Origin of the sequence: Kitasatospora sp. NPDC048296, from assembly GCF_043201815.1 — a bacterium.
Classification (GTDB): domain Bacteria; phylum Actinomycetota; class Actinomycetes; order Streptomycetales; family Streptomycetaceae; genus Kitasatospora.
Genome location: NZ_JBICZB010000001.1, coordinates 253,517 through 278,347 on the forward strand (window position 1 = coordinate 253,517; position 24,831 = coordinate 278,347).

21 protein-coding genes are annotated in these 24,831 nt (G+C 71.8%); 12 read left to right on the forward strand and 9 right to left on the reverse strand.

The annotated features are described in order from the left end of the window. The first annotated feature begins 19 nt into the window (after positions 1–19). From murJ to trxA, 6 genes are all read left to right on the forward strand, one after another. Entirely contained in the window at positions 20–2,515 is a 2,496-nt protein-coding gene (gene murJ, locus ACGF12_RS01185) for a murein biosynthesis integral membrane protein MurJ (protein WP_393023664.1), read from the forward strand. A gap of 306 nt (positions 2,516–2,821) precedes the next feature. Further along, on the forward strand, positions 2,822–4,843 hold the full coding sequence (locus ACGF12_RS01190) for a serine/threonine protein kinase (RefSeq protein ID WP_393023667.1): 2,022 nt from the start codon (positions 2,822–2,824) through the stop codon (positions 4,841–4,843). 38 nt (positions 4,844–4,881) lie between these two features. Next, positions 4,882–5,652, forward strand: a complete 771-nt coding sequence (sigM, locus tag ACGF12_RS01195) for an RNA polymerase sigma factor SigM (protein WP_393023670.1) — start codon at positions 4,882–4,884, stop codon at positions 5,650–5,652. Beyond that, positions 5,649–6,572 carry a hypothetical protein gene (locus ACGF12_RS01200; RefSeq protein ID WP_393023673.1) on the forward strand — a complete coding sequence of 308 codons (924 nt, stop codon included), beginning with the start codon at positions 5,649–5,651 and terminating at the stop codon, positions 6,570–6,572. The genes sigM and ACGF12_RS01200 overlap by 4 nt, the downstream gene beginning before the upstream one ends. A gap of 194 nt (positions 6,573–6,766) precedes the next feature. Continuing rightward, positions 6,767–7,732 (forward strand): thioredoxin-disulfide reductase, encoded by a 966-nt coding sequence (trxB, locus tag ACGF12_RS01205; protein WP_380608871.1) that lies wholly within the window; start codon positions 6,767–6,769, stop codon positions 7,730–7,732. 131 nt (positions 7,733–7,863) lie between these two features. Then, positions 7,864–8,190 (forward strand): thioredoxin, encoded by a 327-nt coding sequence (gene trxA / locus ACGF12_RS01210; RefSeq protein ID WP_393023677.1) that lies wholly within the window; start codon positions 7,864–7,866, stop codon positions 8,188–8,190. A gap of 270 nt (positions 8,191–8,460) precedes the next feature. Here trxA and ACGF12_RS01215 read toward each other — a convergent pair whose 3' ends face one another. The 9 genes from ACGF12_RS01215 to rpmH all read right to left on the reverse strand — a co-directional run bounded on the left by ACGF12_RS01215 (position 8,461) and on the right by rpmH (position 15,207). Then, on the reverse strand, positions 8,461–9,078 hold the full coding sequence (locus ACGF12_RS01215) for a GNAT family N-acetyltransferase (RefSeq protein WP_393023680.1): 618 nt from the start codon (positions 9,076–9,078) through the stop codon (positions 8,461–8,463). Positions 9,079–9,201: 123 nt separating this feature from the next. Further along, a complete protein-coding gene (locus ACGF12_RS01220; protein WP_393023683.1) occupies positions 9,202–10,257 on the reverse strand; it encodes a ParB/RepB/Spo0J family partition protein in 1,056 nt (351 codons plus the stop codon). Continuing rightward, positions 10,254–11,198: a ParA family protein gene (locus ACGF12_RS01225; RefSeq protein WP_393023937.1), complete on the reverse strand. Its 945-nt coding sequence runs from the start codon at positions 11,196–11,198 to the stop codon at positions 10,254–10,256. Before ACGF12_RS01225 ends, ACGF12_RS01220 begins: the two co-directional genes overlap by 4 nt. Before the next feature lie 312 nt (positions 11,199–11,510). Next, positions 11,511–12,344: a 16S rRNA (guanine(527)-N(7))-methyltransferase RsmG gene (gene rsmG / locus ACGF12_RS01230; RefSeq protein ID WP_393023686.1), complete on the reverse strand. Its 834-nt coding sequence runs from the start codon at positions 12,342–12,344 to the stop codon at positions 11,511–11,513. Positions 12,345–12,502: 158 nt separating this feature from the next. Beyond that, positions 12,503–13,036 (reverse strand): protein jag, encoded by a 534-nt coding sequence (locus ACGF12_RS01235; protein ID WP_393023689.1) that lies wholly within the window; start codon positions 13,034–13,036, stop codon positions 12,503–12,505. 82 nt (positions 13,037–13,118) lie between these two features. Continuing rightward, the gene (yidC, locus tag ACGF12_RS01240) at positions 13,119–14,258 is read right to left on the reverse strand and encodes a membrane protein insertase YidC (protein WP_393023692.1); all 1,140 of its coding nucleotides are present in this window, start codon (positions 14,256–14,258) and stop codon (positions 13,119–13,121) included. Continuing rightward, entirely contained in the window at positions 14,255–14,626 is a 372-nt protein-coding gene (gene yidD / locus ACGF12_RS01245) for a membrane protein insertion efficiency factor YidD (protein WP_393023695.1), read from the reverse strand. The genes yidC and yidD overlap by 4 nt, the downstream gene beginning before the upstream one ends. Next, positions 14,623–15,051 carry a ribonuclease P protein component gene (gene rnpA, locus ACGF12_RS01250; protein WP_393023697.1) on the reverse strand — a complete coding sequence of 143 codons (429 nt, stop codon included), beginning with the start codon at positions 15,049–15,051 and terminating at the stop codon, positions 14,623–14,625. Before rnpA ends, yidD begins: the two co-directional genes overlap by 4 nt. Positions 15,052–15,069: 18 nt before the next feature. Then, positions 15,070–15,207 (reverse strand): 50S ribosomal protein L34, encoded by a 138-nt coding sequence (gene rpmH / locus ACGF12_RS01255; RefSeq protein ID WP_030059672.1) that lies wholly within the window; start codon positions 15,205–15,207, stop codon positions 15,070–15,072. Positions 15,208–15,559: 352 nt separating this feature from the next. Here rpmH and dnaA point away from each other — a divergent pair, with 352 nt between their 5' ends. From dnaA to gyrB, 6 genes are all read left to right on the forward strand, one after another. Then, complete coding sequence (gene dnaA / locus ACGF12_RS01260) at positions 15,560–17,389, forward strand: chromosomal replication initiator protein DnaA (protein ID WP_393023699.1); 1,830 nt, start codon at positions 15,560–15,562, stop codon at positions 17,387–17,389. Between the two features lie 944 nt (positions 17,390–18,333). Next, complete coding sequence (gene dnaN, locus ACGF12_RS01265; RefSeq protein ID WP_224284069.1) at positions 18,334–19,464, forward strand: DNA polymerase III subunit beta; 1,131 nt, start codon at positions 18,334–18,336, stop codon at positions 19,462–19,464. 171 nt (positions 19,465–19,635) lie between these two features. Then, a complete protein-coding gene (gene gnd, locus ACGF12_RS01270) occupies positions 19,636–20,511 on the forward strand; it encodes a phosphogluconate dehydrogenase (NAD(+)-dependent, decarboxylating) (RefSeq protein WP_393023703.1) in 876 nt (291 codons plus the stop codon). A 59-nt stretch (positions 20,512–20,570) separates the two neighbouring features. Beyond that, a complete protein-coding gene (recF, locus tag ACGF12_RS01275; RefSeq protein WP_393023706.1) occupies positions 20,571–21,704 on the forward strand; it encodes a DNA replication/repair protein RecF in 1,134 nt (377 codons plus the stop codon). Between the two features lie 184 nt (positions 21,705–21,888). Continuing rightward, a complete protein-coding gene (locus tag ACGF12_RS01280; protein ID WP_393023709.1) occupies positions 21,889–22,437 on the forward strand; it encodes a DUF721 domain-containing protein in 549 nt (182 codons plus the stop codon). A gap of 281 nt (positions 22,438–22,718) precedes the next feature. After that, complete coding sequence (gene gyrB / locus ACGF12_RS01285) at positions 22,719–24,734, forward strand: DNA topoisomerase (ATP-hydrolyzing) subunit B (RefSeq protein ID WP_393023940.1); 2,016 nt, start codon at positions 22,719–22,721, stop codon at positions 24,732–24,734. The last annotated feature ends 97 nt before the right edge of the window (positions 24,735–24,831 follow it).

The window sequence follows — 24,831 nt, forward strand, 5'->3', positions numbered from 1 at the left end:
ACGACAGCGAAGAGGTGACATGACCGGGCGCAGCGAGGAGCGGCCGCCTGGCCGCGGTGAGAGCCGGCCGGGCGCCGAGTCGCCGTCCGGCGACTGGTACGTGGCCGACACCTATGCCCAGGACCCGTACGCGGGCGACGCGTACGGGACCCCGCAGGACGACCAGGACCCGTACGGCCTGCGGGCCGGGCAGCCCGCGGCCCCGCAGCCGCCGGTCACCGCGTACGACGTGCCGCCGCAGCTGCCGCCGCAGGGCGGCGGCTACCCGACGCCGGTGCCGCCGGCCCAGTTCTCGTCGCCGACCCCGTTCTCACCCCCGGTGCCGCCGACGCAGCCCGGCTGGGACACCCCGGCGCAGACCGCCTGGCCGCAGCAGCAGCCGCCGGCCCCGGCGGGCGGCCAGTGGGGCGGCGCCGAGCAGCCCCAGCCGCAGTGGGCGCCCGGCCCGGCGCACTCGGCCTGGGACAGCGAGACCACCGAGTACGTCGGGGTGGACGCGCTGTTCGGCGGCCACCAGGCGGAGCCCGCGGGCCCGCCGCCGGTGCCCCAGCCCGCCCCGGCCCAGCCGACCGCGCCCGTGCCCCCGGCCGCGCCGTTCCCGGCCGCGCCGGTCCCGCCGGCCGCCCCCGCTCCGTTCCCGCCCACGGGCGGCTACCCGGGGCAGCCGCAGTACGGCGGCCCGGACGGGCAGCGCCCCTTCGTGCCGCCGATCGAGTTCGACCCGCCGCTCTTCGAGGAGGAGGCCACCATGCAGGTGGCCGCCGTGGCGGTGCCCCCGGCGGTTGAGCCGCTGGCGGACCTCGCCGAGGAGCACGCCGCGCAGCCGCAGGAGCAGGCCGCCGAGCCGGCCCCGGCCTCCGGCGGGGGTGGCGGCAAGGTCGCCAGCCTGCTGAACTCCAGCGCGATCATGGCGGCCGGCACCCTGGTCTCCCGGGGCACCGGCTTCCTGCGGACGATGGTGATCGCCGGTGCGATCGGCATCGCGGTCATGGGTGACTCGTACAACGCGGCGAACACCCTGCCGACCCTGCTGTACATCCTGATCGGCGGCGGCGCGCTGAACGCGGTCTTCGTGCCGCAGTTGGTGCGCAGCATGAAGAACGACGAGGACGGCGGCACCGCCTACGCCAGCCGGCTGCTCACCCTGGTGATGGTCGGGCTCGGCGGCGTGGTGTTCCTTGCGGTGCTCGGGGCGCCCCTGCTGGTCCAGCTGATCTCGCACCCGATGATGTCGAACCCGGCCCGCGCCGACACCACGGTGGCGCTGGCCCGGTACTGCCTGCCGACCATCTTCTTCATGGGCGTCCATGTGGTGATGGGCCAGATCCTGAACGCCCGCGGCCGGTTCGGCGCGATGATGTGGACCCCGGTCCTCAACAACATCGTGGTGATCTTCACCTTCGGCGCGTACATCTGGGTCTACGGCGGCTACAACGGCACCCAGGTCACCCCGGAGAACATCTCCCCGGAGGGCGTCCGGCTGCTCGGCCTGGGCACCTTGCTCGGCCTGGTGGTCCAGTCGCTGGCGATGATCCCGTACCTGCGGGCCGCGGACTTCCACTTCCGTCCGCGCTTCGACTGGCGCGGCCACGGCCTCGGCAAGGCGGCCCGGCTGGCCAAGTGGACCTTCTTCTTCGTGCTCGCCAACCAGGCCGGCTACCTGGTCATCACCCAGCTGGCCACCGCCGCCGGCAGCGCCGCCGAACAGGGCGGTCACGGCGGTGTCGGCCTGTCGGCCTTCTCCAACGCCCTGCTGATCTGGCAGCTCCCGCAGGCCGTCATCACCGTCTCGATCATGAGCGCGGTGCTCCCCCGGCTCTCCCGGGCGGCGGCCGACGAGGACGCCGGCGCCGTCCGGGACGACCTGTCGTACGGACTGCGCACCACCGCGGTGGCGGTCGTCCCTGCGGCCTTCCTGTTCCTGGCGCTCGGCCCGGCGATCGGCCGCTCGATCTACGCGGTCGGCGGCGGCAGCACGGCCCTGGACAACGCGACCAACGTCGGTCTGATGCTCTCGGCCTTCGCGCTCGGGCTGATCCCGTACTCGGCCCAGTACGTGATGCTGCGCGGCTTCTACGCCTACGAGGACACCCGGACGCCGTTCTCCAACACCGTCTGGGTGGCCGCCTGCCAGGCCGGCTTCTCGCTGATCTGCTGGGTCGCGCTGCCCCCGCAGTGGACCGTGACCGGAATGGCCTTCGGCTACGGCCTCGCCTACGCCGTCGGAGTGACGGTCGCGGTGCCGAAGCTGAAGAAGAAGATCGGCGGGCTGGACACCAAGCGGATCGGCAAGACCTACAGCCGGCTGGCCGCCGCCTGCGTCCCGGCCGCGGTGGTCGGCCTCGGCGTCAGCCTGGCGGTCCAGCAGGTGCTCGCCGGCTGGGTGGGCAGCGTGCTGTCGGTGGTCCTGGGCGGCGGCCTCCAGATGCTGGTGTTTGTGTTCATCGCGAAGCGCCTGCGGATCGAGGAGATGAACGCCATGCTGGGCATGGTCCGAGGCCGACTGGGCCGCTGACCACCGCGTCAACCGGCCGGACGAGCGGGCGCCCTGACCGGGCGTCAACCGGGGCGACCACCGCCTCCGCCCGTCCGGCCGAATGCTGTGCCGCCACCCGTACCGGGCGCCCCCGGGCCCACAAGGTGGCGGCCCGGTGTCGGATCTGCACCACATCTCTCCACCCCTACGCAACCGAGCGGACCTTTCAGCGGTCGTACCCGGTGGAGAAGAGTGGGCACAATTGTCCTGGAGCACAGGACGGCCAATCCGCGGGCTCCAGCGACTCTCTCAAGCCGGGGCGACACAAGGGGAGGCAGGACCACGGTGGCTGATGGCACCAAGGCGGTCGTCGACACGTCAGCAGCTGACGCGGCGGCAAACGAGGCCGCGCTGGCCGCGGCGATCGACGAGCTCGGGAGCGGGAAGGCCGCCCCGGCGGACGCCGCCGACGCACCCTCCGCCGACGCACCCTCCGCGGACGCCCCCGAGGCCGACGACGAGACCGACGACGAGGCGGCCGCCGAGGCGGCCGCCGAGGCCGAAGAGTCCCCCGCGGCCGACGACGCGGACACTCCCGCGGAGCCCCGACCGGAGGCCTCCGTCAGCGAGGAGACCTCGGAGATCACCGCACCGCTCTCGGTCCAGGAGATCGCCGCCGAACTGGCCGCCGGCTCCGCCCCGAAGAAGCCCGCCCCCGCCCCGGAGCCGGCCGCCGCCAAGCGCCGTCCCACCGACCCGCAGCCCACGGTCGACCCGCGCGACACCGCCACCCTCCCGCGCACCCTCCCGGCGCCGATGCGGCACAGCGGCGACATGATCGGCCACCGGTACCGGCTGGAGGAGTGCATCTCCCAGACCGAGACCTTCAGCAGCTGGCGCGCCGTCGACGAGAAGCTGCGCCGGGCCGTCGGTGTCCACCTGATGGCCTCCGGCCACCAGCGCGCCCGCAAGGTGCTGGCCGCCGCCAAGTCCGCCGCCCTGCTCGGCGACCCGCGCTTCGTACAGGTCCTGGACGCCGTCCAGGAGGGCGAGCTGGTCTACGTCGTGCGGGAGTGGCTGCCGCGCGCCTCCGACCTCGCCAAGCTGCTCGTCAACGGCCCGATGGAGCCGCACGAGGCGTACCAGATGGTCCGCCAGGTCGCCGACGCGGTCGCCGCCGCCCACCGCCGCGGCCAGGCCCACCTGCGGCTCACCCCGCGCTGCGTGCTGCGCACCGACAGCGGCCAGTACCGGATCAACGGCATCGCGGTGGACGCCGCCCTGCGCGGGCTGCCCGCCGAGGACTCCGACGAGGACGCCCAGCGCACCGACACCCGTGCGATCGGCGCACTGCTGTTCACCGCGCTCACCCACCGCTGGCCGTACCCCGAGGACCGCTACGACCTCCAGGGGCTGCCGAAGGGCCTGCAGAACGCCGCACCGGACCAGGTCCGCGCGGGCGTCCACAAGGGCCTGTCCGAGCTCGCCGCGCGGGCCCTGTTCGACCACCCGCCGCACCACGCCGAGCCGATCACCACCCCGGAGGAGCTGGTCCGGGCGATCGCCCGGCTGCCCAAGATCCGCCAGCCCGAACCGGAGCTGCCCGCCTTCCAGGCCCCTCCCCGGCACAACACCCATGCGCTGCCCACCGCGCCCAACCCGACCCGGGTGGCCGACACGACGGTCTCCCCGCTGCCGCCCTCCTCCCGGCCGACCGCCTCCCGGCGCACCAAGCGGCGGCTGCGCCGGGTGGTCAAGGCCACCGCCTGGACGATCGCGCTGGGCGCGATCGGCGTCGCGTCCTGGCAGTTCGTCGGCAGCCTGCGCAACACCCCCGGTCAGACCGTCGCCACCCCTCAGCCCTCGGTCAGCACCACCGCGCCGAGCGCGCAACCGACGGCGCACACCCCGGTGCCGATCCAGCCCAAAGCCGCCCTGTCCTACCACCCGAAGGGCGACCCGGAATCCGCCTGGGCCCTGCCCAAGGCCATCGACGGGGACCCGAACACGGCCTGGCCGACCTTCGGCTACAACGACCAGTTCGCCCCTGGCGGTTACAAGGACGGCACCGGCCTGCTGATCGACCTCGGCTCGTCGCAGTCCGTCAGCTCGGTGACCGTCCAGTTCGTCGCCACCACCACGGCGGACATCCGGATCCCGAACTCCCCGACCACCGACGCGAACGTACAGAAGGCCCCGCTCGGCGACTTCACCGTAGTGGCCCAGAAGCAGTCCGGCACCACGGTCACCTACACCCTCGACAAGCCGGCCGACACGCGGTTCCTCATGATCTGGCTGACCGCTCTACCGAAGGACGCGGACGGCCAGTACCGTAGCGGGATCGCCGAGGTCAAGGTCTCCGGCTGACCGCACAGCCGTGAGTCGACCGGCGCGAAGGCAGAGGGGTGACAGTGGCGGACGACGACGCGACACTGCTCGCCCGGCACGTCGCCGGTGACCGGGAGGCCTTCGGCCTCCTGGTGAACCGCCACCGCGACCGGCTCTGGGCGGTCGCCCTGCGCACCCTCGGCGACCGCGAGGAGGCCGCGGACGCCCTCCAGGACGCCCTGGTCTCCGCCTTCCGGGCCGCCGCCGGCTTCCAGGGACGCTCGGCGGTCACCACCTGGCTGCACCGGATCGTGGTCAACGCCTGCCTGGACCGCGCCCGGCGCAGGGCCACCCGCCGCACCACCCCGCTGGACGACGACCCCCAGCGGCTGGACACCCTGGTCGGCTCCGCCGAACCGGCCGACTCCCCGGTGGTCCGGGCCGAGGTGCACCGGGAGCTGACCGCGGCGCTCGCCGAGCTGCCCCCCGAGCAGCGGGCCGCACTGGTCCTGGTCGACATGCAGGGCTACCCGGTCGCCGAGGCCGCCGAGCTGCTGGGCGTCCCGGTGGGCACGGTGAAGAGCCGCTGCGCGCGCGGCCGGGCCCGACTGCTGCCGCTGGTCCGGCACCTGCGCGAGGCGGACGACGGGTCCGGTGTTCCACGTGGAACACCGGCGCGCGGAACGCCGGGACGCGGGGCACCCGTACGAGAGACACCGAGCGCCCCCGGCGCGGCCCCGCCGTCACGCCGGGGCACCCCGGGGAACCCGTCGGGCCCCCGCACCGTCACAGGGACAGGCCCGAGCACCGGCCGGACGATGCTGGAAGGAGATGCGAGCACGCGATGACGACCGCCCCCCTCTCCTCCTCCGAACCCGCCGACGCCCACCCCTCCGTCGAGGAGCTCGCCGACCTCGCCGAGGGCCTGATCGAGCCCGCCGAGACCGCCGAGACCGCGGAGGCGCTGCGCCGGCACCTGGACGGCTGCGCCGAGTGCAGGGAGACCGTCGACGCGCTGGCCGAGGTGCAGGCGCTGCTCGGTGCCGTCGAGCCCGAGCCGATGCCCGCCGACGTCGCCGCCCGGCTGGACGCCGCCCTGGCCGAGGCCGCCCACGCCGAGGCCGCCGACCGCCCCCAGGAGGCCGCCGGAACGGACCGCCGGACGGTCACCCCGGCCCCGCCCGTACGGGCCGCAGCAGCGCCCTCCGCGCCCCCGTCCCGCCCCGTCTCCGCCACCGGGCCCGGCCGCCCTCGCCCGCGTCGGCGGCGGGCCGGTCTGCTCCTCGGCGCGACCGCCGTACTGGCCGCCCTCGGGCTCGGCGGGGCACTGCTGCTGAACTCCTCCGACCCGGCCGACCGCCCCTCGGTCGCCGCGGGCGCCCCGGCGGGCACCTCCGCCACCGACCAGAGCGCCCGCACCCCCCGCAGCACCGGTCCGGTCACCGTCTACCGGGAGGACCAACTCACCGCCCAGGTGCAGCAGCTGCTGGCCCGCTCCGGCACCGCTCCCGGGCTGCGCGCCACCGGGCCCGCCAAGTCCGACGCCGCGGCACCCGCCGAGGGCCTCCGGCCGGAGCTCAACACCCCGGCCCCCTGTCCGGCCCCCGCCGCCGGCACCCCGCTGGCCACCGACCGGGGCAGTTTCCAGGGCGCCCCGGTCGAGGTCCTGGTCTACCCGGCCCCCGGCCGACCCGGGTTCGTGGACGTCTACCTGCGCTCCCCCGACTGCGGCCCGATCGTGCTGCAGCGGACCGTCCCCAAGGGCTGACCAGGCGTTCCCAGCCGTCGCGGGACCGTTCCCATGCGATCGACGACCAGGACGCCACGCCGCTCCCACACTCCGGGCGCATGGTACTGATCGGCCTGGGAATGCGAGAGACTGGTCAGTCGTTGTCCCGGGCGGCGGAGCAGGACCGCCCTCCCCGCAGCAAACGCGGGTCGCGATGCGAACCAGGAGAAGCAGTGAGCGACGTCCGTAACGTGATCATCATCGGTTCCGGCCCGGCCGGGTACACGGCTGCGCTCTACACGGCCCGTGCCTCCCTCAAGCCGCTGGTCTTCGAGGGGGCCGTCACCGCCGGTGGTGCGCTGATGAACACCACCGAGGTCGAGAACTTCCCGGGCTTCCGGGACGGGATCATGGGCCCCGAACTGATGGACAACATGCGGGCGCAGGCCGAGCGCTTCGGCGCCGAGCTGATCCCCGACGACATCGTCGCGGTCGACCTCACCGGTGACATCAAGACCGTCACCGACTCCGAGGGCAATGTGCACAAGGCCCGCGCCGTGATCGTCACCACCGGCTCCCAGCACCGCAAGCTGGGCCTGCCGAACGAGGACAAGCTCTCCGGCCGCGGTGTCTCCTGGTGCGCGACCTGCGACGGCTTCTTCTTCCGCGACCAGGACATCGCGGTGGTCGGCGGCGGCGACACCGCCCTGGAGGAGGCGACCTTCCTCTCCCGCTTCGCCAAGAGCGTCACGATCATCCACCGCCGGGACACCCTGCGCGCCTCGAAGGCGATGCAGGAGCGCGCCTTCGCCGACCCGAAGATCCGCTTCGAGTGGGACAGCGCGGTCGAGGCCATCCACGGCGACCCGAAGCTGACCGGCGTCACCCTGCGCGACACCACCACGGGCGAGACCCGCGAGCTGGCCGTCACCGGCCTGTTCATCGCGATCGGCCACGACCCGCGCACGGACCTGTTCAAGGGCCAGCTGGACCTCGACGCCGAGGGCTACCTCAAGGTCGAGTCCCCCTCGACCCGGACCAACATCGAGGGCGTGTTCGGCGCCGGCGACGTCGTGGACCACACCTACCGCCAGGCCATCACCGCCTCCGGCACCGGCTGCTCCGCCGCGCTGGACGCCGAGCGCTACCTCGCCGCGCTGGACGACCTGGAGTCCAAGGCCGCCGCCGTGGCGGTCTGACCCCCTCGCCACCGAGCGATCCGCACGGGGGTGTTCCACGTGGAACACCCCCGCCCCGGCCAGGCAGAAACAGAAACGGCCCTCCCGTTGTTCTCCTGGCAGCCCCCTCCGTCCGAACCCGAGGAGTTCCCGTGGCCGGCGCCACCACCACCGTCACCGACGCGACGTTCAAGTCCGATGTCCTGGACAGCGAGAAGCCCGTACTGGTCGACTTCTGGGCCACCTGGTGCGGCCCGTGCCGCCAGGTCGCCCCGATCCTCGAGGAGATCGCGGCCGAGCAGGGTGACAAGCTGACCGTCGCCAAGCTCGACGTGGACGCCAACCAGGTGACCGCCGCCGAGTACAACGTCATCTCGATCCCGACCCTGATCCTCTACAAGGGCGGCCAGCCGGTGAAGCAGATCACCGGCGCGCGCCCGAAGGCCGCGCTGCTGCGCGAGCTGGACGGCCTGATCTAAGGTCCACCGGTCACCGACCGAACGGCGGGGGGGGGGGGGGGGGCCCCCCCGGCGCCCCCCCCCCCCCCGGGGCCCCCCCCCCCCCCCCCCCCCCCCCCGCCCCCGACGCCCACGCCCCCCCCACCGCGGGGCGCCCCCCTGGGCGGGGGTGGTGCGCGCGGTGGCCGGCGTTATCATGGGGCCCCGGCCCCCCCCCCCCCGGGGGGGGGGCCCCCCCCCCCGGGGCCCCCCCGCCGCCGTCGTTCCACCTACGGCCTTCGCACCGGCCGCTCAGAACGGCCGCAGCGCCGGCTCCTTGCGCCCGCCGCCGAGCAGCCGCTCCAGCGCCACCTCCACATCCCCCCGCCAGGAGAGCATGGTCCGTGCCTCCAGCCGCAGCCGCGGGTAGCGGTGGTGCGGTCGTACGGTCTTGAACCCCACCGCCAGCAGGTGGTCGGCCGGCAGCACGCAGCTGGTCGGCACCCGGCCCGCCGAGCCGAAGGCCTCGATCGCCCGCACCCCGCGCCCGAGCAGGTCCTTGGCCACCGTCTGCACCAGCACCCGGCCCAGCCCCTGCCGCTGGTAGCCCGGCAGCACTCGGCTGACCATCAGCTGGACGGCGTCCGGCGAGACCGGGCTGGTCGGGAAGGACTGCGAGCGGGGGACGTAGGCCGGCGGGGCGTAGAGCACGAAGCCGGCCGGCTGGTCGTCCACGTAGGCGATCCGGCCGCAGGACCCCCACTCCAGCAGCACCGCGGAGATCCATCCCTCCTTCTCCAGCTCCGGCTTCCCGGACTCAACCGCCTCCTTCGCACTCACCGGGTCCAGCTCCCAGAACACACAGGAGCGGCAGCCGGTCGGCAGATCCGTGAGGTTGTCCAGCGTCAGCGGAGCTATCCGGCGTCCCATGGCCCGTACTCCTCCTCCCTTTCACGGTCGAGCATTCCCCTGCGAACGCCGATGGGTGCATGTTTCACGTGAAACAGCGCTCACGTGGAACATGCACCCATCGGGTCGTTGCCCTGGGCCGGCTCAGCCCTGCGACAGCCGCAGACCGTCCTCGCCCGGAGCCATGCTGTCCAGGATCCGGTTGAGGTCCTCCACCGAGCCGAACTCCAGCACCACCTTGCCCTTGCCCAGCTTGCCGCCGCGCTGCGACACCTCGACCTTGACCCGGGTGTCGAAGCGGTCCGAGAGCCGGGTCGCCAGGTCGTTGAAGGCCGGGGAGATCAGCTTGCCCGCCTGAGGTGCCTGGCGCTTGGGCCTGTCCTCCGTGTTCATCGTCTTGACGATCTCCTCGGTGGTCCGCACCGAGAGGCCCTCGCGGTTGATCCGGGCCGCCAGCTTCTCCTGGCTCTCCGGATCGGTGAGGCTGCACAGCGCCTTGGCGTGGCCGGCGGACAGCACCCCGGCGGCGATCCGGCTCTGGACGGCCGGCGGGAGCTTCAGCAGCCGCAGGGTGTTGGTCACGTGCGAGCGCGAGCGGCCGATCCGGTCCGCCAGCTCGTCGTGGGTGCAGGAGAAGTCCTGTAGCAGCTGGTCGTAAGCGGCCGCTTCCTCCAGCGGGTTCAGCTCGGCCCGGTGCAGGTTCTCCAGGAGGGCGTCCAGCAGGAGCTTGTCGTCCTCGGTGGCCCGGACGATCGCCGGGATCAGCTTCAGTCCGGCTTCCCGGGAGGCGCGCCAGCGGCGCTCGCCCATGATCAGCTCGAAGCTCTCCGGCCCGGTCTGACGCACCACGACCGGCTGAAGCAGGCCCACTTCCTTGATGGAGACGACCAGCTCGGCCAGCTTCTCCTCGGCGAAGTACTCGCGCGGCTGCCGCGGATTGGGTTTGATCGAGTCCAGCGGCAGCTCGGCGAAGAAGGCACTGGCCCCCGGCGCCGGCTTCGGCTGCTCGATGGCCCGCTTACCTGCGGCCACCCGGGCCGCCACCGTGCTGCGGTCGGCCGGCAGCGTCGGAACCTCGGTCGGCGACGTCCCGCCGGCGGCCGTCACCAAGGGCGGCGGCGACGCGGCCGTCGCGGGCTGCGTCGCCCCGCCGAACAGCGCGTCCAGCCCCTTTCCCAGACCCCTGCTGCGACCACTCACCGATTACCCTCCGTCGTACCGTGCTGTGCCACCGGGGCACCGTGCCCCTGCTGGCCGTCCCGCTGCTGGCCCACCAGCGATCCGCCCATGCCCACCGCACGCAGCGCGAGCTCGCGGGCGGCCTCCAGGTACGAGAGCGCCCCGGTCGAACCCGGGTCGTAGGTGAGCACCGTCTGCCCGTAGCTGGGCGCCTCCGAGATGCGCACCGAGCGCGGGATCGCCGTGCTCAGCACCTCGTTCTGGAAGTGGGTCCGGACCTCCTCGGCGACCTGAGCGGCCAGCCTGGTCCGGGCGTCGTACATGGTCAGCAGGATCGTCGAGACGTGCAGCGCGGGGTTGAGGTGCGCGCGCACCAGCTCGACGTTGCGCAGCAGCTGGCCGAGGCCCTCCAGCGCGTAGTACTCGCACTGGATCGGGATCAGCACCTCCCGGCCGGCCACCAGGGCGTTGACCGTCAGCAGGCCCAGTGAGGGCGGACAGTCGATCAGGACGTAGTCCAGTGGCTGCTCGTAGGCGGCGATGGCGCGCTGCAGCCGGCTCTCCCGGGCCACCAGCGAGACCAGCTCGATCTCGGCGCCGGCCAGGTCGATGGTGGCGGGGACGCAGAACAGCCCCTCGACGTCCACGACCGGCTGGACCACGTCGGCCAGGGGCTTGCCCTCGACCAGCACGTCGTAGATGGAGGGCACCTCGGCGTGGTGGTCGATGCCGAGGGCGGTGGAGGCGTTCCCCTGCGGGTCGAGGTCGACCACCAGGACGCGCAGTCCGTGCATCGCCAGCGAGGCGGCCATGTTCACGGTGGTGGTGGTCTTGCCCACCCCACCCTTCTGGTTGGCGACCACGATCACCCGGGTGCCGGCGGGTCGGGGCAGCCCCTCTCCCGCTCGGCCGATCGCCTGTACCGCAGCCTGGGCGGCCCGTGCGATGGGCGTGTCATCGATCTGGTCGATGGTCTCCGAGTCCTGCATGGAGGTCAGTGTTTCACGTGAAACCGGAGCGGCAACAGTCGCCGCCCGGCCGCGGCTAAGGATTCCCGAGAGCAAGGAGCGACGTTTCACGTGAAACACCATGCCCGCTATGTCGGAAATCTGACGTTGCGACACTCCGATGTCCCGATGGCGGCCCGGGCGTCACCTGAACGACGACGGGCGGACGGTTCCCCCGTTCAGGAGGACCGTCCGCCCGCTCTCGTCCTTTTCCGGCGTCACTCGGCCTCAGTGGGCCTCACCATCAGCCCCTCCGCAGCCTCGGCCTCAGCGGCTGCGGCGCCGCCCGCCCCGACCGCGCTCGCCGCCCTTGGCGCTGGCGTTGGCGTTGCGGCCGGCCCGGGCCACCTTGGCCCGCCGGGTCGCGGCCTTCACCCCGCCGGGGCTCTCCCCCGCCTTGACCTGGACCACCCGGGTCGAGGTCTCCAGGGTGCCCTCGCCGACCGAGATGACGCTCCACTCGACCGCGCCCAGCTTGGCCAGCCCGGCGCGCGAGTCGGCCAGCTCCTGCTCGGCGCTGTCGCCCTTGAGCGCCAGCATCTGACCGTGCGGACGCAGCAGCGGCAGCCCCCAGCCGGCCAGCCGGTCCAGCGGCGCCACCGCCCGGGCGGTCACCACGTCCACCGCGAGCTTGCCCACCATCTCCTCGGCGCGGCCGCGCAGCACCGTGACGTTCTCCAGGCCCAGTTCCCGGACGACCTCCTCCAGGAAGGTGGTCCGGCGCAGCAGCGGCTCCAGCAGGGTCACCGAGACGTCCGGACGGGCCAGCGCCACCGGGATGCCGGGCAGGCCGGCGCCGGAGCCGACGTCGCACAGGGTGGAGCCGCTCGGCAGCAGCTCGGCCAGCACCGCACAGTTGAGCACATGGCGGTCCCACAGCCGGGGCACCTCGCGCGGCCCGATCAGCCCGCGCCTGACACCCGCCGTGGCCAGCAGCTCGGTGTAGCGGACGGCGGCGTCGAATCGGTCGCCGAAGACCTCCCGGGCAGCGGCCGGCGCCTCCGCCAGCACGTCCAGCTCGGGTGCCTCGGCCGCGCGCCCCTCAGCGTCCGGATCCACGTCCGCCCCCGGACGGCCGGCGGCCGTGCTCTCCGTGTCCATCTCGACCTCTCCGATCCCCGGATCCACCGACCCGCTCAACGCACTGTTTCACGTGAAACATCCCGGAAGGGACGACGACCCCGCCCGCACGAGGCGGACGGGGTCGCGTCCGGTGAAGCTCACCGGCTGCCGCAGCGGCCGGTCATCGACCGTCGGCCTCAGGCCGGCAGCACGACCACGCACCGCTGGGGCTCTTCGCCCTCGGACTCGCTGCGCAGACCCGCGGCCGCGACCGCGTCGTGGACGACCTTGCGCTCGAAGGGCGTCATCGGCTTCAGCTTGACCTGCTCGCCGGTGCTCTTGGCCTGCTCCGCGGCCGCGGCGCCGAGGGCGGCCAGCTCCTCACGCTTGCGGGCCCGGAAGCCGGCAATGTCCAGCATGAGGCGGCTGCGCTCGCCGGTCTCCCGGTGGACAGCCAACCGGGTCAGCTCCTGCAGGGCCTCCAGCACCTCGCCGTCCTGGCCGACCAGGCGCTGCAGCGCGCGGTCGTTGCCGTCGCTGACGATGGAGACCAGGGCGCGGTCGCCCTCGACGTCCATGTCGATGTCACCGTCGAGGTCCGCGATGTCGAGCAGACCCTCCAAGTAGTCCGCCGCGATGTCGCCCTCCTGCTCCAGGCGGGTGATGAGGCTCTCGTCGGCGCTGGCGGCGGCCTCGGCCTCGACGGCGGAGGTGGTGGTGCCTTCCGTCACTGATGGACTCCTTCGGAGTTGGGCCCGTCTGGCGGGCCGGGAACGAAGCTCTTCGGGGCTGCCACAACGGGCCGGGGGCCGGTCAGGACTTCCTCTTCGGCCGCTGGCCGCCGCGCTTGGGCTGCTGCCGGGTGCCCTGCTTGGTGTCGGCGGGCTTGGCCGCGGTCTGCTTGGCATCGGACTCGGCCGGGGCGGCGTCGCTCGGCTGCTCGGCCACGGTGTCCTCGCCCGGCTCGGCCCCCTGGGTGGTGGCACCGCCGTGCTGGCGCTGGGCCTTGGTCTGCCGACGCGGCTGCTGGCGGCGCGCCTGCACCGACTCCTCGACCACGGTGGCCGCCGAGGCCGCCTGGTCGAGGGCCTCCTTGGACGGGGGCAGCATGCCCCAGAGCGCGCCCTTGATCTCCGTACCGTCCGGACGCAGTCGGCCGGCCTTCTTCAGCCGCGCCTGGCGCTCCTGGAAGGCCTTGCTGCCCGGGGTCGGGTTGTTGCGGATGACGATCAGCTGCTGGCCCATCGACCAGACGTTGGTGGTCAGCCAGTAGACGAGGACACCGACCGGGAAGTTGATGCCCATCACGGCGAACATGACCGGGAAGACGTACATCAGCATCTTCTGCTGCTGCATGAACGGCGTCTTCACCGTGAGGTCGACGTTCTTGGTCATCAGCTGGCGCTGGGTGACGAACTGCGACAGCGACATCATGACGATCATCACCGCGGTGACGATCTTGACGCTGGTCACGCTGCTGCTGACGAAGGTCGCGGACAGCGGGGCACCGAAGATGTGCGCCTTGCCGGCGCTCACCAGCAGGTCGCCGTGGATGACGCCGATGGGCTTGCCCTTGGCGACCGAGGCGAGCACGCCGTAGAGGGCGGTGAAGAACGGGGCCTGCACGATGATGGGAAGGCAGCTGGAGAACGGGTTGGTACCCGCATCCTTGTACAGCTTCATCATCTCTTCGGACTGGCGCTGCCGGTCGTTCTTGTAGCGCTCCTGGATGGCCTTCATCTTCGGCTGGATCGCCTGCATGGCCCGGGTCGCCTTGATCTGCTTCACGAAGAGCGGGATCAGGCAGATCCGGATGACGACGACCATCGAGGCGATGGACAGACCCCACGCCCAGCCACCGTCCGGATTGAAGACGTTGCTGTACAGCGAGTGGAACTGGACGATGATCCAGGACACCGCTGTGTAGAGGGGGCTAAGAAAACCGAAGGTCACCGGTCAGACTCCTTGGACAGGTGGATTGGCCGCTCCGGGCCAATGGTGGCCGGGCCCTCGGGGTCCGGACCGGCGGGGGTGACGGTCACCGGCTCTCCGGTGGCGGACCGGCTGCTCAGCCGGTCTCGCAACCGCCGGTGCCACACCGGATGCTTGCGCGGCGGGACATGATCGACCCCGCCGGGCGTCCACGGATTGCAGCGCAGGATGCGCCACACGGTCAGTCCGCCGCCTTTGACCGCCCCGTGCACCTTCACGGCCTCGTAGCCGTAGTGCGAGCAGGAGGGGTAATAGCGGCACACCGGACCGAGCAGCGGGCTGATGGTCCACTGGTAGACCCTGATCAGACCCATCAGCAGGTACTTCATCGCCCTGCTCCCGTCGGCGCCGTGGCGGCGGGCTCGGCCCTCAGCAACCGTTTCAGCGCCGCGTCGAGATCACGTTCGAGATCCTGGTACGAGGCGGTCGCGGCCTGGGGCAGCGCACGCACCACTATCAGGCTACCGGCGGGCAGCCTGGACAGACGATCACGGACGAGATGGCGCAACCGGCGCTTGACCAGGTTGCGGACGACCGCCGGGCCGACGGCCTTGCTCACGACGAAACCCGCACGCGCCGAAGGAGTCCCCTCGGCGACGTGCGGGCGGGAGTCGCTGGTCCGGTCGGTCTGCCCCTGCGGGTCGACCTCTCTGCTGAGATGGACGACCAGAAGGGGCCGGCCGGCCCGGCGACCGCGTTTGACCGCGGTCGCGAAGTCCTGGCGCCGCCGCAGCCGATTCTCGGAGGGCAGCACAACAGACTCTGTCGTGGATCAGGCGGACAGGCTGGCGCGGCCCTTGCCACGGCGGGCAGCCAGGATGGCGCGGCCGGCGCGGGTACGCATACGCAGCCGGAAGCCGTGGGTCTTCGCGCGGCGACGGTTGTTCGGCTGGAAGGTGCGCTTGCTCACTCGGGGGCTCCTGAGGTGAATCGTAGGATGACGGGGAGTCGCTTGGCCGTCACCGTGCGTCCGCGTGATCTCCCCTGATTCGGAAATCCGGCCCATCGCCCCAGTTCGGCTGGGGTCTGAGGCAATCCACGGCGCCCGTGCTGCGCGCCTTATGGAGCGGGCGGACCCGCGGACATGCGGCAGCGGCCATCGACAACTCGACCTGGTTACGGTACGCGGGACGAGGTGCGAGGGTCAAACCGGCCGCCCGTGGCGAACTTACCCACAGCCTGTGGACAACGACTTGATCCGTTCCCGTTCGCTGACTACCGTTGCAGGACTTGTCTGGTTTGTTCTTGGAAAGCGTGCACCAGTGGCTGATGTCAACAGCGACCTCGTCCCGGTCTGGGCGAGGGTCGTCGAGCGGCTGGTCAACGACCCCGATATCGGCGAGATGGACAAGCAGTGGGTGCAGCGCACCCAGCCCATGTGGATGATGCACGACACCGCCCTGCTGGCGACCCCCAACGAGCGGGCCAAGCAGGTGCTGGAGGGCCGGCTGCTGCCGCAGCTGACCGACGCCCTCAGCCGCGAGCTCAACCGACCGGTCCGGATCGCCGTGATGGTCGACGCCAACGCCGTGCCCACCACCCCCACGCCCGCCGCCCAGGCCCCCGCCGAGCCGTACCCCGGCCCGGCCGAGGAGGACACCGGCGGCTACGGCGGCCAGGACTACCAGCACCCCTACGAGCAGGACTACGAGCGCCCCCGCTACGACACCGGCGGCTATGAGCAGCGCCCGGCGCCGTACGGCGGCCAGCCGGGCCAGCCCTGGTCCGGCTACCAGGAGTCCGGCTACCAGGAGCCCGACTACCAGGAGCCGCAGCAGCCCTACCGCGAGCCCGAGGAGCCCTCTCCCCGCCCGGCGCCGCGCCCGCTGCCCAGCCCGCCCTCGACCACCCAGGGCGACCTGTTCGGCGGCGCGTACGGCCCCGGCCCGGGCGAGCAGCCCCGCGGCGGCGCCGGCCGTCGTGCGCACGGCGCCCGGCCCACCGGCGGCCGCCCGGCCGACAAGCCCGCCACGGAACGGGGCACCGACCGCCCCGCCGTCCCCGGGGTGCCCGCCCCGCCCGGCGCGCCCCCGGCCGGCGGCTCGCGCAAGGACGAGCCGGCCGCCCGGCTGAACCCCAAGTACCTCTTCGACACCTTCGTCATCGGCGCCAGCAACCGCTTCGCGCACGCGGCGGCGGTGGCGGTCGCCGAAGCCCCGGCCAAGGCGTACAACCCGCTCTTCATCTACGGCGAGTCCGGGCTGGGCAAGACCCACCTGCTGCACGCCATCGGGCACTACTCGCGCAGCCTCTTCCCGGGCACCCGGGTGCGCTACGTGTCCTCGGAGGAGTTCACCAACGAGTTCATCAACTCGATCCGGGACGGCAAGGCGGACACCTTCCGCCGCCGCTACCGGGACATGGACATCCTGCTCGTGGACGACATCCAGTTCCTCGCGAGCAAGGAGTCCACCCAGGAGGAGTTCTTCCACACCTTCAACACCCTGCACAACGCGAACAAGCAGATCGTCCTCTCCTCGGACCGGCCGCCCAAGCTGCTGACCACGCTGGAGGACCGGCTGCGCAACCGCTTCGAGTGGGGTCTGATCACCGACGTCACCCCGCCGGAGCTGGAGACCCGGATCGCGATCCTGCGCAAGAAGGCGATCCAGGAGCAACTCAACGCTCCCGCCGACGTGTTGGAGTTCATCGCGTCCCGGATCACCCGCAACATCCGGGAGTTGGAGGGCGCGCTGATCCGGGTCACCGCCTTCGCCAACCTCAACCGGGCTCCGGTGGACCTGGAGCTGGCCGGGATCGTCCTCAAGGACCTGATCCCGGGTGGGGACGAGGACGCCGGCCCGGAGATCACCGCGCAGGTCATCATGCAGCAGACCGCCGCGTACTTCGGCCTGGGCGTGGACGACCTCTGTGGATCCTCGCGCAGCCGGGTGCTGGTGACGGCCCGGCAGATCGCCATGTACCTGTGCCGGGAGCTCACCGACCTGTCGTTGCCGAAGATCGGCGCGCAGTTCGGCGGCCGCGACCACACCACGGTGATGCACGCGGACCGCAAGATCCGCTCGCTGATGGCCGAGCGGCGCTCGATCTACAACCAGGTCACCGAACTCACCAACCGCATCAAGAGCTAGCACCCGTCCACGGACGGGCCGACCGGCCTTCAGAGGGCGTCAGGAGCGATCCTGACGCCCTTTTTTCACATCCACAGGTGTGTGCCGGGCCGAGGCTGGGCAGGGATGCCGTCGACGGACGTTCCGCCAGCCCGCAGCCGGCGCCGAACAACTGACCGGTGATTCGAAAACCGGGGGCGCGCAAGGCCGTTGTCCACAGGACCGGCCCCTTCCGCACAGTCCACAGGCTGGGGAGTCCGAAGTTATCCAGAATTCGTCCACAGGCCCGTCGCCGCTACGCTCTTCCGCGCAGGTCAGGTGCCTGTGGACTTGTGCACAACGGTTATCCACAGGGTGTGGACAATTGACGGGCCACCAATGGGCCGTCCGGGTTGTCCACCGGTTGTCCCCAGGGGCCGGGCGGTTATCCCCAGGTTGTCCACAGCCGGGTCCACAGTTCGACAACCGTGGGCTGCCGTTCATGCCCTGGTGTGAAAGGCGTCACGGAAAGTTGACCGGCGCCCGTGGATAACCGGGCCCGGATCTGGGGACAGCCCTGGGGATAACCTGTGGATACTCAGCGTGCCCTGTGGGTAACGCTCGGCTGTCCACAGCGCGGCCTGTCCGTCCACAGCCGCCGTCCACACCGTCTGTGGACAAAAATCGGGCGCTGACCTGCGGAAACGGGGTTATCCACGGTTTCCACAGGCCCTACTACTACCGCTACACAGATAGACCGTGAACCTGCTTTCAAAGTGGGTGGGCACGAAATCTGTGGACAACCGCTCCCCGACACTTGTTCGGGTTTGCTTCCGCCCGTCTGCCCCGTCTGTCGGCGGAGTACGTCAGACTGTCCTTTGCAGCTGGAAGCGGAGTGGCAGAGCTCCGCGGACAGCGGGACCGACGATCAAGATCAGACGAACCAGAGTGCGAGCGGGAGCGCTCGATCCAGGAGGCGGTTACCGGTGAAGTTCCGGGTGGAGCGTGACGTCCTCGCGGAGGCGGTGGCCTGGGCTGCCCGCAGCCTCCCGGCACGGCCGCCGGTGCCGGTGCTGGCCGGCCTGCTGCTGACGGCGCAGGAGGGCAGCCTGGCGCTGTCCGGCTTCGACTACGAGGTCTCGGCCCGGGTCGAGCTGGAGGCCGACGTCGAGGAGGCCGGCACCGTCCTGGTCTCCGGTCGACTGCTCAACGACATCTCGCGCAACCTTCCCAACAGGCCTGTGGAGATCTCCACCGACGGCCAGCGGGTCAGCGTGGTCTGCGGCAGCTCCCGCTTCACCCTGCCCACCCTGCCGGTGGACGAGTACCCGGCCCTGCCCCAGATGCCGACCGCCACCGGCACCGTCTCCGGGGACGTCTTCGCCTCCGCCGTCAGCCAGGCCGCGGTCGCCGCCGGCCGGGACGACACCCTGCCGGTGCTCACCGGCGTCCGGGTCGAGATCGAGGGCGACCGGATCACCCTGGCCGCCACCGACCGCTACCGCTTCGCCGTCCGCGAGCTGCTGTGGAAGCCCGAGCAGTCGGACATCTCCGCGGTCGCCCTGGTGCCCGCCAAGACCCTGCAGGACATCGCCAAGTCCCTGGGCAGCGGCGACAACGTCTCCATCGCGCTCTCCTCGGGCGGCGCGGGCGAGGGCCTGATCGGCTTCGAGGGCGCCGGCCGCCGCACCACCACCCGGCTGCTGGAGGGCGAGTTCCCCAAGTTCCGCAGCCTCTTCCCGACCGAGTTCAGCGCGGTCGCCGCGATCCAGACCCAGCCCTTCCTGGAGGCGCTCAAGCGCGTCTCGCTGGTCGCCGAGCGCAACACCCCGGTCCGGCTCAACTTCGAGCAGGGCGTGCTGACCCTGGAGGCCGGCTCGGGCGACGACGCCCAGGCCACCGAGCGGATCGAGGCCGACCTGGAGGGCGACGACATCTCGATCGCCTTCAACCCGGGCTACCTGGAGGAGGGCCTCAAGGCCATCGACTCCCCCTTCGCCCAGCTGAGCTTCACCACCCCGACCAAGCCGGCCCTGCTCAGCGGCAAGGTCTCGGTGGACGCTGAGGAAGACAAGGCGTACCAGTACCTGATCATGCCGGTCCGCCTCTCCGGCTGACCGTCGGCTCCGTCCGTCACCCACAGGCTGTGCACACCCGCTGTGCACAGCCTGTGGACGTCTCCCCCGGTCGGCCCGACTGCGCGGAGCCCGTCACCGCCGGAAGCGTAGGCTCGGGGAGTGCGGCAACGGCGCCGCCGCCAGGCACGTCCCCACAGTAAGGATTTGGTCATGGAGCTCGGCCTCATCGGTCTCGGCAAGATGGGCGGCAACATGCGCGAGCGGATCCGCCGCGCCGGCCACACCGTCGTCGGCTACGACCGCAACCCGGAGATCTCCGACGTCGAGAGCCTGGGGGAGCTCGTCTCCAAGCTCCAGGGGCCCCGAGTGGTCTGGGTGATGGTTCCGGCCGGTGCCGCGACCCAGGCGACCGTCGACGAGCTCGCCGAGCTGCTCTCCCCCGGCGACGTGGTCGTCGACGGCGGCAACTCCCGCTGGACCGACGACATCAAGCACGCCGAGGCGCTGGCCGCCAAGGGCATCGGCTTCGTCGACTGCGGCGTCTCCGGCGGTGTCTGGGGCCTGGAGAACGGCTACGCGCTGATGTACGGCGGCGACGCCGAGCACGTCGCGCGCGTTCAGCCGGTCTTCGACGCGCTCAAGCCGGAGGGCGACTTCGGCTCGGTGCACGCGGGCGCGGTGGGCGCCGGCCACTTCGCCAAGATGGTCCACAACGGCATCGAGTACGCGATGATGCAGGCCTTCGCCGAGGGCTGGGAGCTGCTGGAGGCCGCCCCCGAGGTCACCGACGTGCGCGAGGTCTTCCGCAGCTGGCAGGAGGGCACCGTCATCCGCTCCTGGCTGCTGGACCTGGCCGTCCGCGCCCTGGACGAGGACGAGCACCTGGACAAGCTGCGCGGCTGGGCCGCCGACTCCGGCGAGGGCCGCTGGACCGTCGAGGCCGCGATCGACCACGCCGTGCCGCTGCCGGCGATCACCGCCTCGCTGTTCGCCCGCTTCGCCTCCCGTCAGGACGACTCGCCGCAGATGAAGATGATCGCCGCGCTGCGCAACCAGTTCGGCGGCCACGCGGTCGAGTCGAAGTAGTCCACCGGCCTCCGGTCATCCACAGGTCTGTTCATAGAAGGCGAGCGCAGTTCACCGCCATGCACGTCGCGCATCTGTCGCTCGCCGACTTCCGGTCGTACGCCCGGGCCGAGGTTCCCCTCGACCCGGGCGTGACGGCCTTCGTCGGGCCCAACGGCCAGGGCAAGACCAACCTGGTCGAGGCGATCGGCTACGTCGCCACCCTGGGCAGCCACCGGGTCGCCACCGACGCCCCGCTGATCCGGCTCGGCGCCGAGCGGGCGGTGATCCGCACCTCGGTGGTGGACCGCGGCCGCTCCACCCTGGTCGAGCTGGAGCTCACCCCGGGCAAGGCCAACCGGGCCCGGATCAACCGCTCGGACAACGTCCGCCCGCGCGACGTGCTGGGCCTGCTGCGCACCGTGCTGTTCGCCCCCGAGGACCTCAGCCTGGTCAAGGGCGATCCGGGCGAGCGTCGGCGCTTCCTGGACGAGCTGCTGACCGCCCGCGCGCCCCGGCTGGCCGGGGTCCGGCAGGACTACGAGCGGGTGCTCAAGCAGCGCAACGCCCTGCTGAAGACCGCCGCGATGGCCCGCCGGGCCGGCGGCGGCAAGGGCGCCGACCTGTCCACCCTGGAGGTCTGGGACGGCCATCTGGCGCGCGCCGGCGCCGAGCTGACGGCTTTCCGGATCCAGCTGGTGGCCGCCCTGCAACCGCTGGTGACGGCCGCTTACGGGCAGCTGGCCCCCGGCGGCGGCGAGACCGCACTGGAGTACCGCAGCTCCTTCGAGGGCGAGCTGCCGACCAGCCGGGAGCAGGCCGAGGAGCAGCTGCTGCAGGCGCTGCAGGCGGTCCGCAAGCAGGAGGTCGAGCGCGGGGTCACCCTGGTCGGTCCGCACCGCGACGAGCTGGTGCTCAGGCTCGGCCCGCTGCCCGCCAAGGGCTACGCCAGCCACGGCGAGTCCTGGTCGTTCGCGCTGGCGCTGCGGCTGGCCTCGTACGAGTTGCTGCGGTCCGACGGTGGCGAGCCGGTGCTGATCCTGGACGACGTCTTCGCCGAGCTGGACGCCGCCCGCCGGGACCGGCTGGCCGAGCTGGTGGCCGACGGCGAGCAGGTGCTGGTCACCGCCGCGGTGGCCGAGGACGTGCCGAAGGCGCTGGCCGGCGCCCGGTTCGCGGTCTCCGACGGCGCCGTCCGCCGGACCGACGCCTGATCCGTGGCCCGATTCACCGCCCGATTCACCGCCCGATTCACCGCCCGATTCATCGTCCGATCCGTCATCTGATCCGCTCGTCACACCGACCGCGCCTCGGGTCCACCCCGCCGTCACTCGTCCGAGCGCTCCCGTAGGCTGGACGGCTCATCGGTTGTCCACAGGCTGGGGAAAGGAGATCGCCGTGAGCGAGCCGGCGGAGCACTCCCTCTCTGGCCCCACCCCCGCTGCCCCCGAGCCCACCGGCGCCGACCTGGCCCGTTCCGCCCTGCGGGCGGCCCGCGCCCAGGCCCGCCAGCGCGGCGAGCAGGTGCAGCAGAAGCGCGAGGCGAAGCGGCACGGGCTGCGCAGCGGCGCCCGCTCGGACGGCCGCGACCCGGTCCCGCTGGGCGCGGCGCTGAACCGGCTGCTGACCGAGCGCGGCTGGGAGTCCTCCGCCGCGGTCGGCGGGGTGATGGGCCGCTGGCCGCAGATCGTCGGTCCGGACATCGCCGCGCACTGCCACCCCTCCTCCTACGACGAGGCCGCCGGGGTGCTCACCGTGCAGTGCGACTCCACCGCCTGGGCGACTCAACTGCGCTGGCTGGCGCGGCAGTTGGTGGCTCGCCTGAACCATGAGCTGGGCCACGGCACGGTGCGGACCATCAAGGTGCTCGGCCCGGCCGCGCCCGCCCGCGGCTACGGCCGGCTGCGCGCGCCCGGGAGCAAGGGCCCGGGCGACACCTGGGGCTAGGCCCGGGCGGCACCCGGGGCTGGGCGCCGCCGGCCCCGCCGGGATCGGACCACGATCTTCCGGAACCCCTGACGGCCCTTCCAGGCGCCCCAGGCCCCCCGGGCGAGTATCGGGACACGTGCCGAGGGGATTCAGGGCGGCATATCTGCCTTCAAGGGCTGCCAAACGCCCATCTCTGTCAGTCGTACCGGTAGACTGGGAGCCAAACACTGTTGCTAGTGGCAACCGAGTCGAAACGCTGTGGTCGCACGCCCGCCCGTAGGGGGAGAGGCATGCGACCCGTGCTGTGCCAGAGAGGGCGCTTCGTGGCCGATTCCGGCAACCCCAGCCAGACCCCAGACCAGACCGACCAGGCTTCCTACACCGGTAGCAACATCCAGGTGCTGGAAGGCCTCGACGCCGTCCGCAAGCGCCCCGGCATGTACATCGGCTCCACCGGTGAGCGCGGCCTGCACCACCTGGTGCAGGAGGTCGTGGACAACTCCGTCGACGAGGCGATGGCCGGGTACGCCGACACCATCGACGTCACGATCATGGCCGACGGTGCGATCCGCTGCGTCGACAACGGCCGCGGCATCCCGGTGGACATCGTCCCGGGCCAGGACAAGCCGGCCGTCGAGGTCGTGCTCACCGTCCTGCACGCGGGCGGCAAGTTCGGCGGCGGCGGCTACGCCGTCTCCGGCGGTCTGCACGGCGTGGGCGTCTCGGTGGTGAACGCGCTGTCCACCCGGCTCGCGGTGGAGATCCACAAGGACGGTCACGTCTGGACCCAGGACTACAAGATGGGCGCGCCGACCGCCGCCCTGGTCAAGGGCGCCGAGACCGACCGCACCGGCACCACGGTGACCTTCTGGGCCGACCCCGACATCTTCGAGACCACCGTCTACTCCTTCGAGACGCTCTCCCGGCGCTTCCAGGAGATGGCCTTCCTCAACAAGGGCCTGTCGATCTCGCTGACCGACGAGCGTCCCGAGCACGTGGACGAGGAGGGCAAGCCGCTCTCCGTCACGTACAAGTACGACGGCGGCATCGCCGACTTCGTCGCCCACCTCAACTCCCGCAAGGGCGAGGTCATTCACCCCTCGGTGATCGACTTCGAGGCCGAGGACAAGGACAGGGCGATCTCGGTGGAGATCGCGATGCAGTGGAACTCCTCCTACACCGAGGGGGTCTACAGCTTCGCCAACACCATCCACACCCATGGCGGCGGCACCCACGAGGAGGGCTTCCGTGCCGCGCTGACCGGCCTGGTCAACCGCTACGCCCGGGACAAGAAGCTGCTCCGCGAGAAGGATGACAACCTCTCCGGCGAGGACATCCGCGAGGGTCTGACCGCGATCATCTCGGTCAAGCTCGGCGAGCCGCAGTTCGAGGGCCAGACCAAGGACAAGCTCGGCAACACCGAGGCGAAGACCTTCGTCCAGAAGGTCGTCCACGAGCAGCTCAACGACTGGCTGGACCGCAACCCCAACGAGGCCGCGGACATCATCCGCAAGTCCATCCAGGCCGCCACCGCGCGCGTCGCCGCCCGCAAGGCCCGCGACCTCACCCGCCGCAAGGGCCTGCTGGAGTCCGCCTCGCTGCCGGGCAAGCTCTCCGACTGCCAGTCCAAGGACCCGTCCGAGTGCGAGATCTTCATCGTCGAGGGTGACTCCGCAGGCGGCTCGGCCAAGCAGGGCCGCGACCCGCGCACCCAGGCCATCCTGCCGATCCGCGGCAAGATCCTGAACGTCGAGAAGGCCCGGATCGACAAGGTGCTGCAGAACACCGAGGTCCAGGCCCTGATCTCGGCCTTCGGCTGCGGCATCCAGGAGGACTACGACGAGTCCAAGCTGCGCTACCACAAGATCGTCCTGATGGCCGACGCCGACGTCGACGGTCAGCACATCCGCACCCTGTTGTTGACCCTGCTGTTCCGCTTCATGCGGCCGCTGGTCGAGGCCGGGTACGTCTACCTCGCCATGCCGCCGCTGTACAAGATCAAGTGGGGCAAGGACGACTTCGAGTACGCCTACTCCGACCGCGAGCGCGACGCGCTGATCGCCGCCGGCGTGGAGGCCGGGCGCCGGCTGCCCAAGGACGACGCGATCCAGCGCTTCAAGGGTCTCGGCGAGATGAACGCCGAGGAGCTCCGGGTCACCACCATGGACGCCGAGCACCGGCTGCTGCTCCAGGTCACCCTGGAGGACGCCGCCCGCGCCGACGAGCTGTTCTCCGTGCTGATGGGCGAGGACGTCGAGGCCCGCCGCTCCTTCATCCAGCGCAACGCCAAGGACGTCCGCTTCCTGGACGTGTGACGCGCCTGCACCCCAGGCCCCGCACGTACCAGTCCGCGTGAAAGGAAACTGACCACCAGTGGTCGACGACAACCGTCCCGACGGCGAACAGCCCGAG

What these genes read in the sequence shown, in the direction of transcription:
- recF (WP_393023706.1), top strand. Translation starts at nt 20,571, where the DNA reads ATGCACGTCGCGCATCTGTCGCTCGCCGACTTCCGGTCGTACGCCCGG.
- ACGF12_RS01200 (WP_393023673.1), top strand. Translation starts at nt 5,649, where the DNA reads ATGACGACCGCCCCCCTCTCCTCCTCCGAACCCGCCGACGCCCACCCC.
- murJ (WP_393023664.1), top strand. Translation starts at nt 20, where the DNA reads ATGACCGGGCGCAGCGAGGAGCGGCCGCCTGGCCGCGGTGAGAGCCGG.
- gnd (WP_393023703.1), top strand. Translation starts at nt 19,636, where the DNA reads ATGGAGCTCGGCCTCATCGGTCTCGGCAAGATGGGCGGCAACATGCGC.
- rsmG (WP_393023686.1), bottom strand. Translation starts at nt 12,344, where the DNA reads ATGGACACGGAGAGCACGGCCGCCGGCCGTCCGGGGGCGGACGTGGAT.
- yidD (WP_393023695.1), bottom strand. Translation starts at nt 14,626, where the DNA reads ATGAAGTACCTGCTGATGGGTCTGATCAGGGTCTACCAGTGGACCATC.
- ACGF12_RS01215 (WP_393023680.1), bottom strand. Translation starts at nt 9,078, where the DNA reads ATGGGACGCCGGATAGCTCCGCTGACGCTGGACAACCTCACGGATCTG.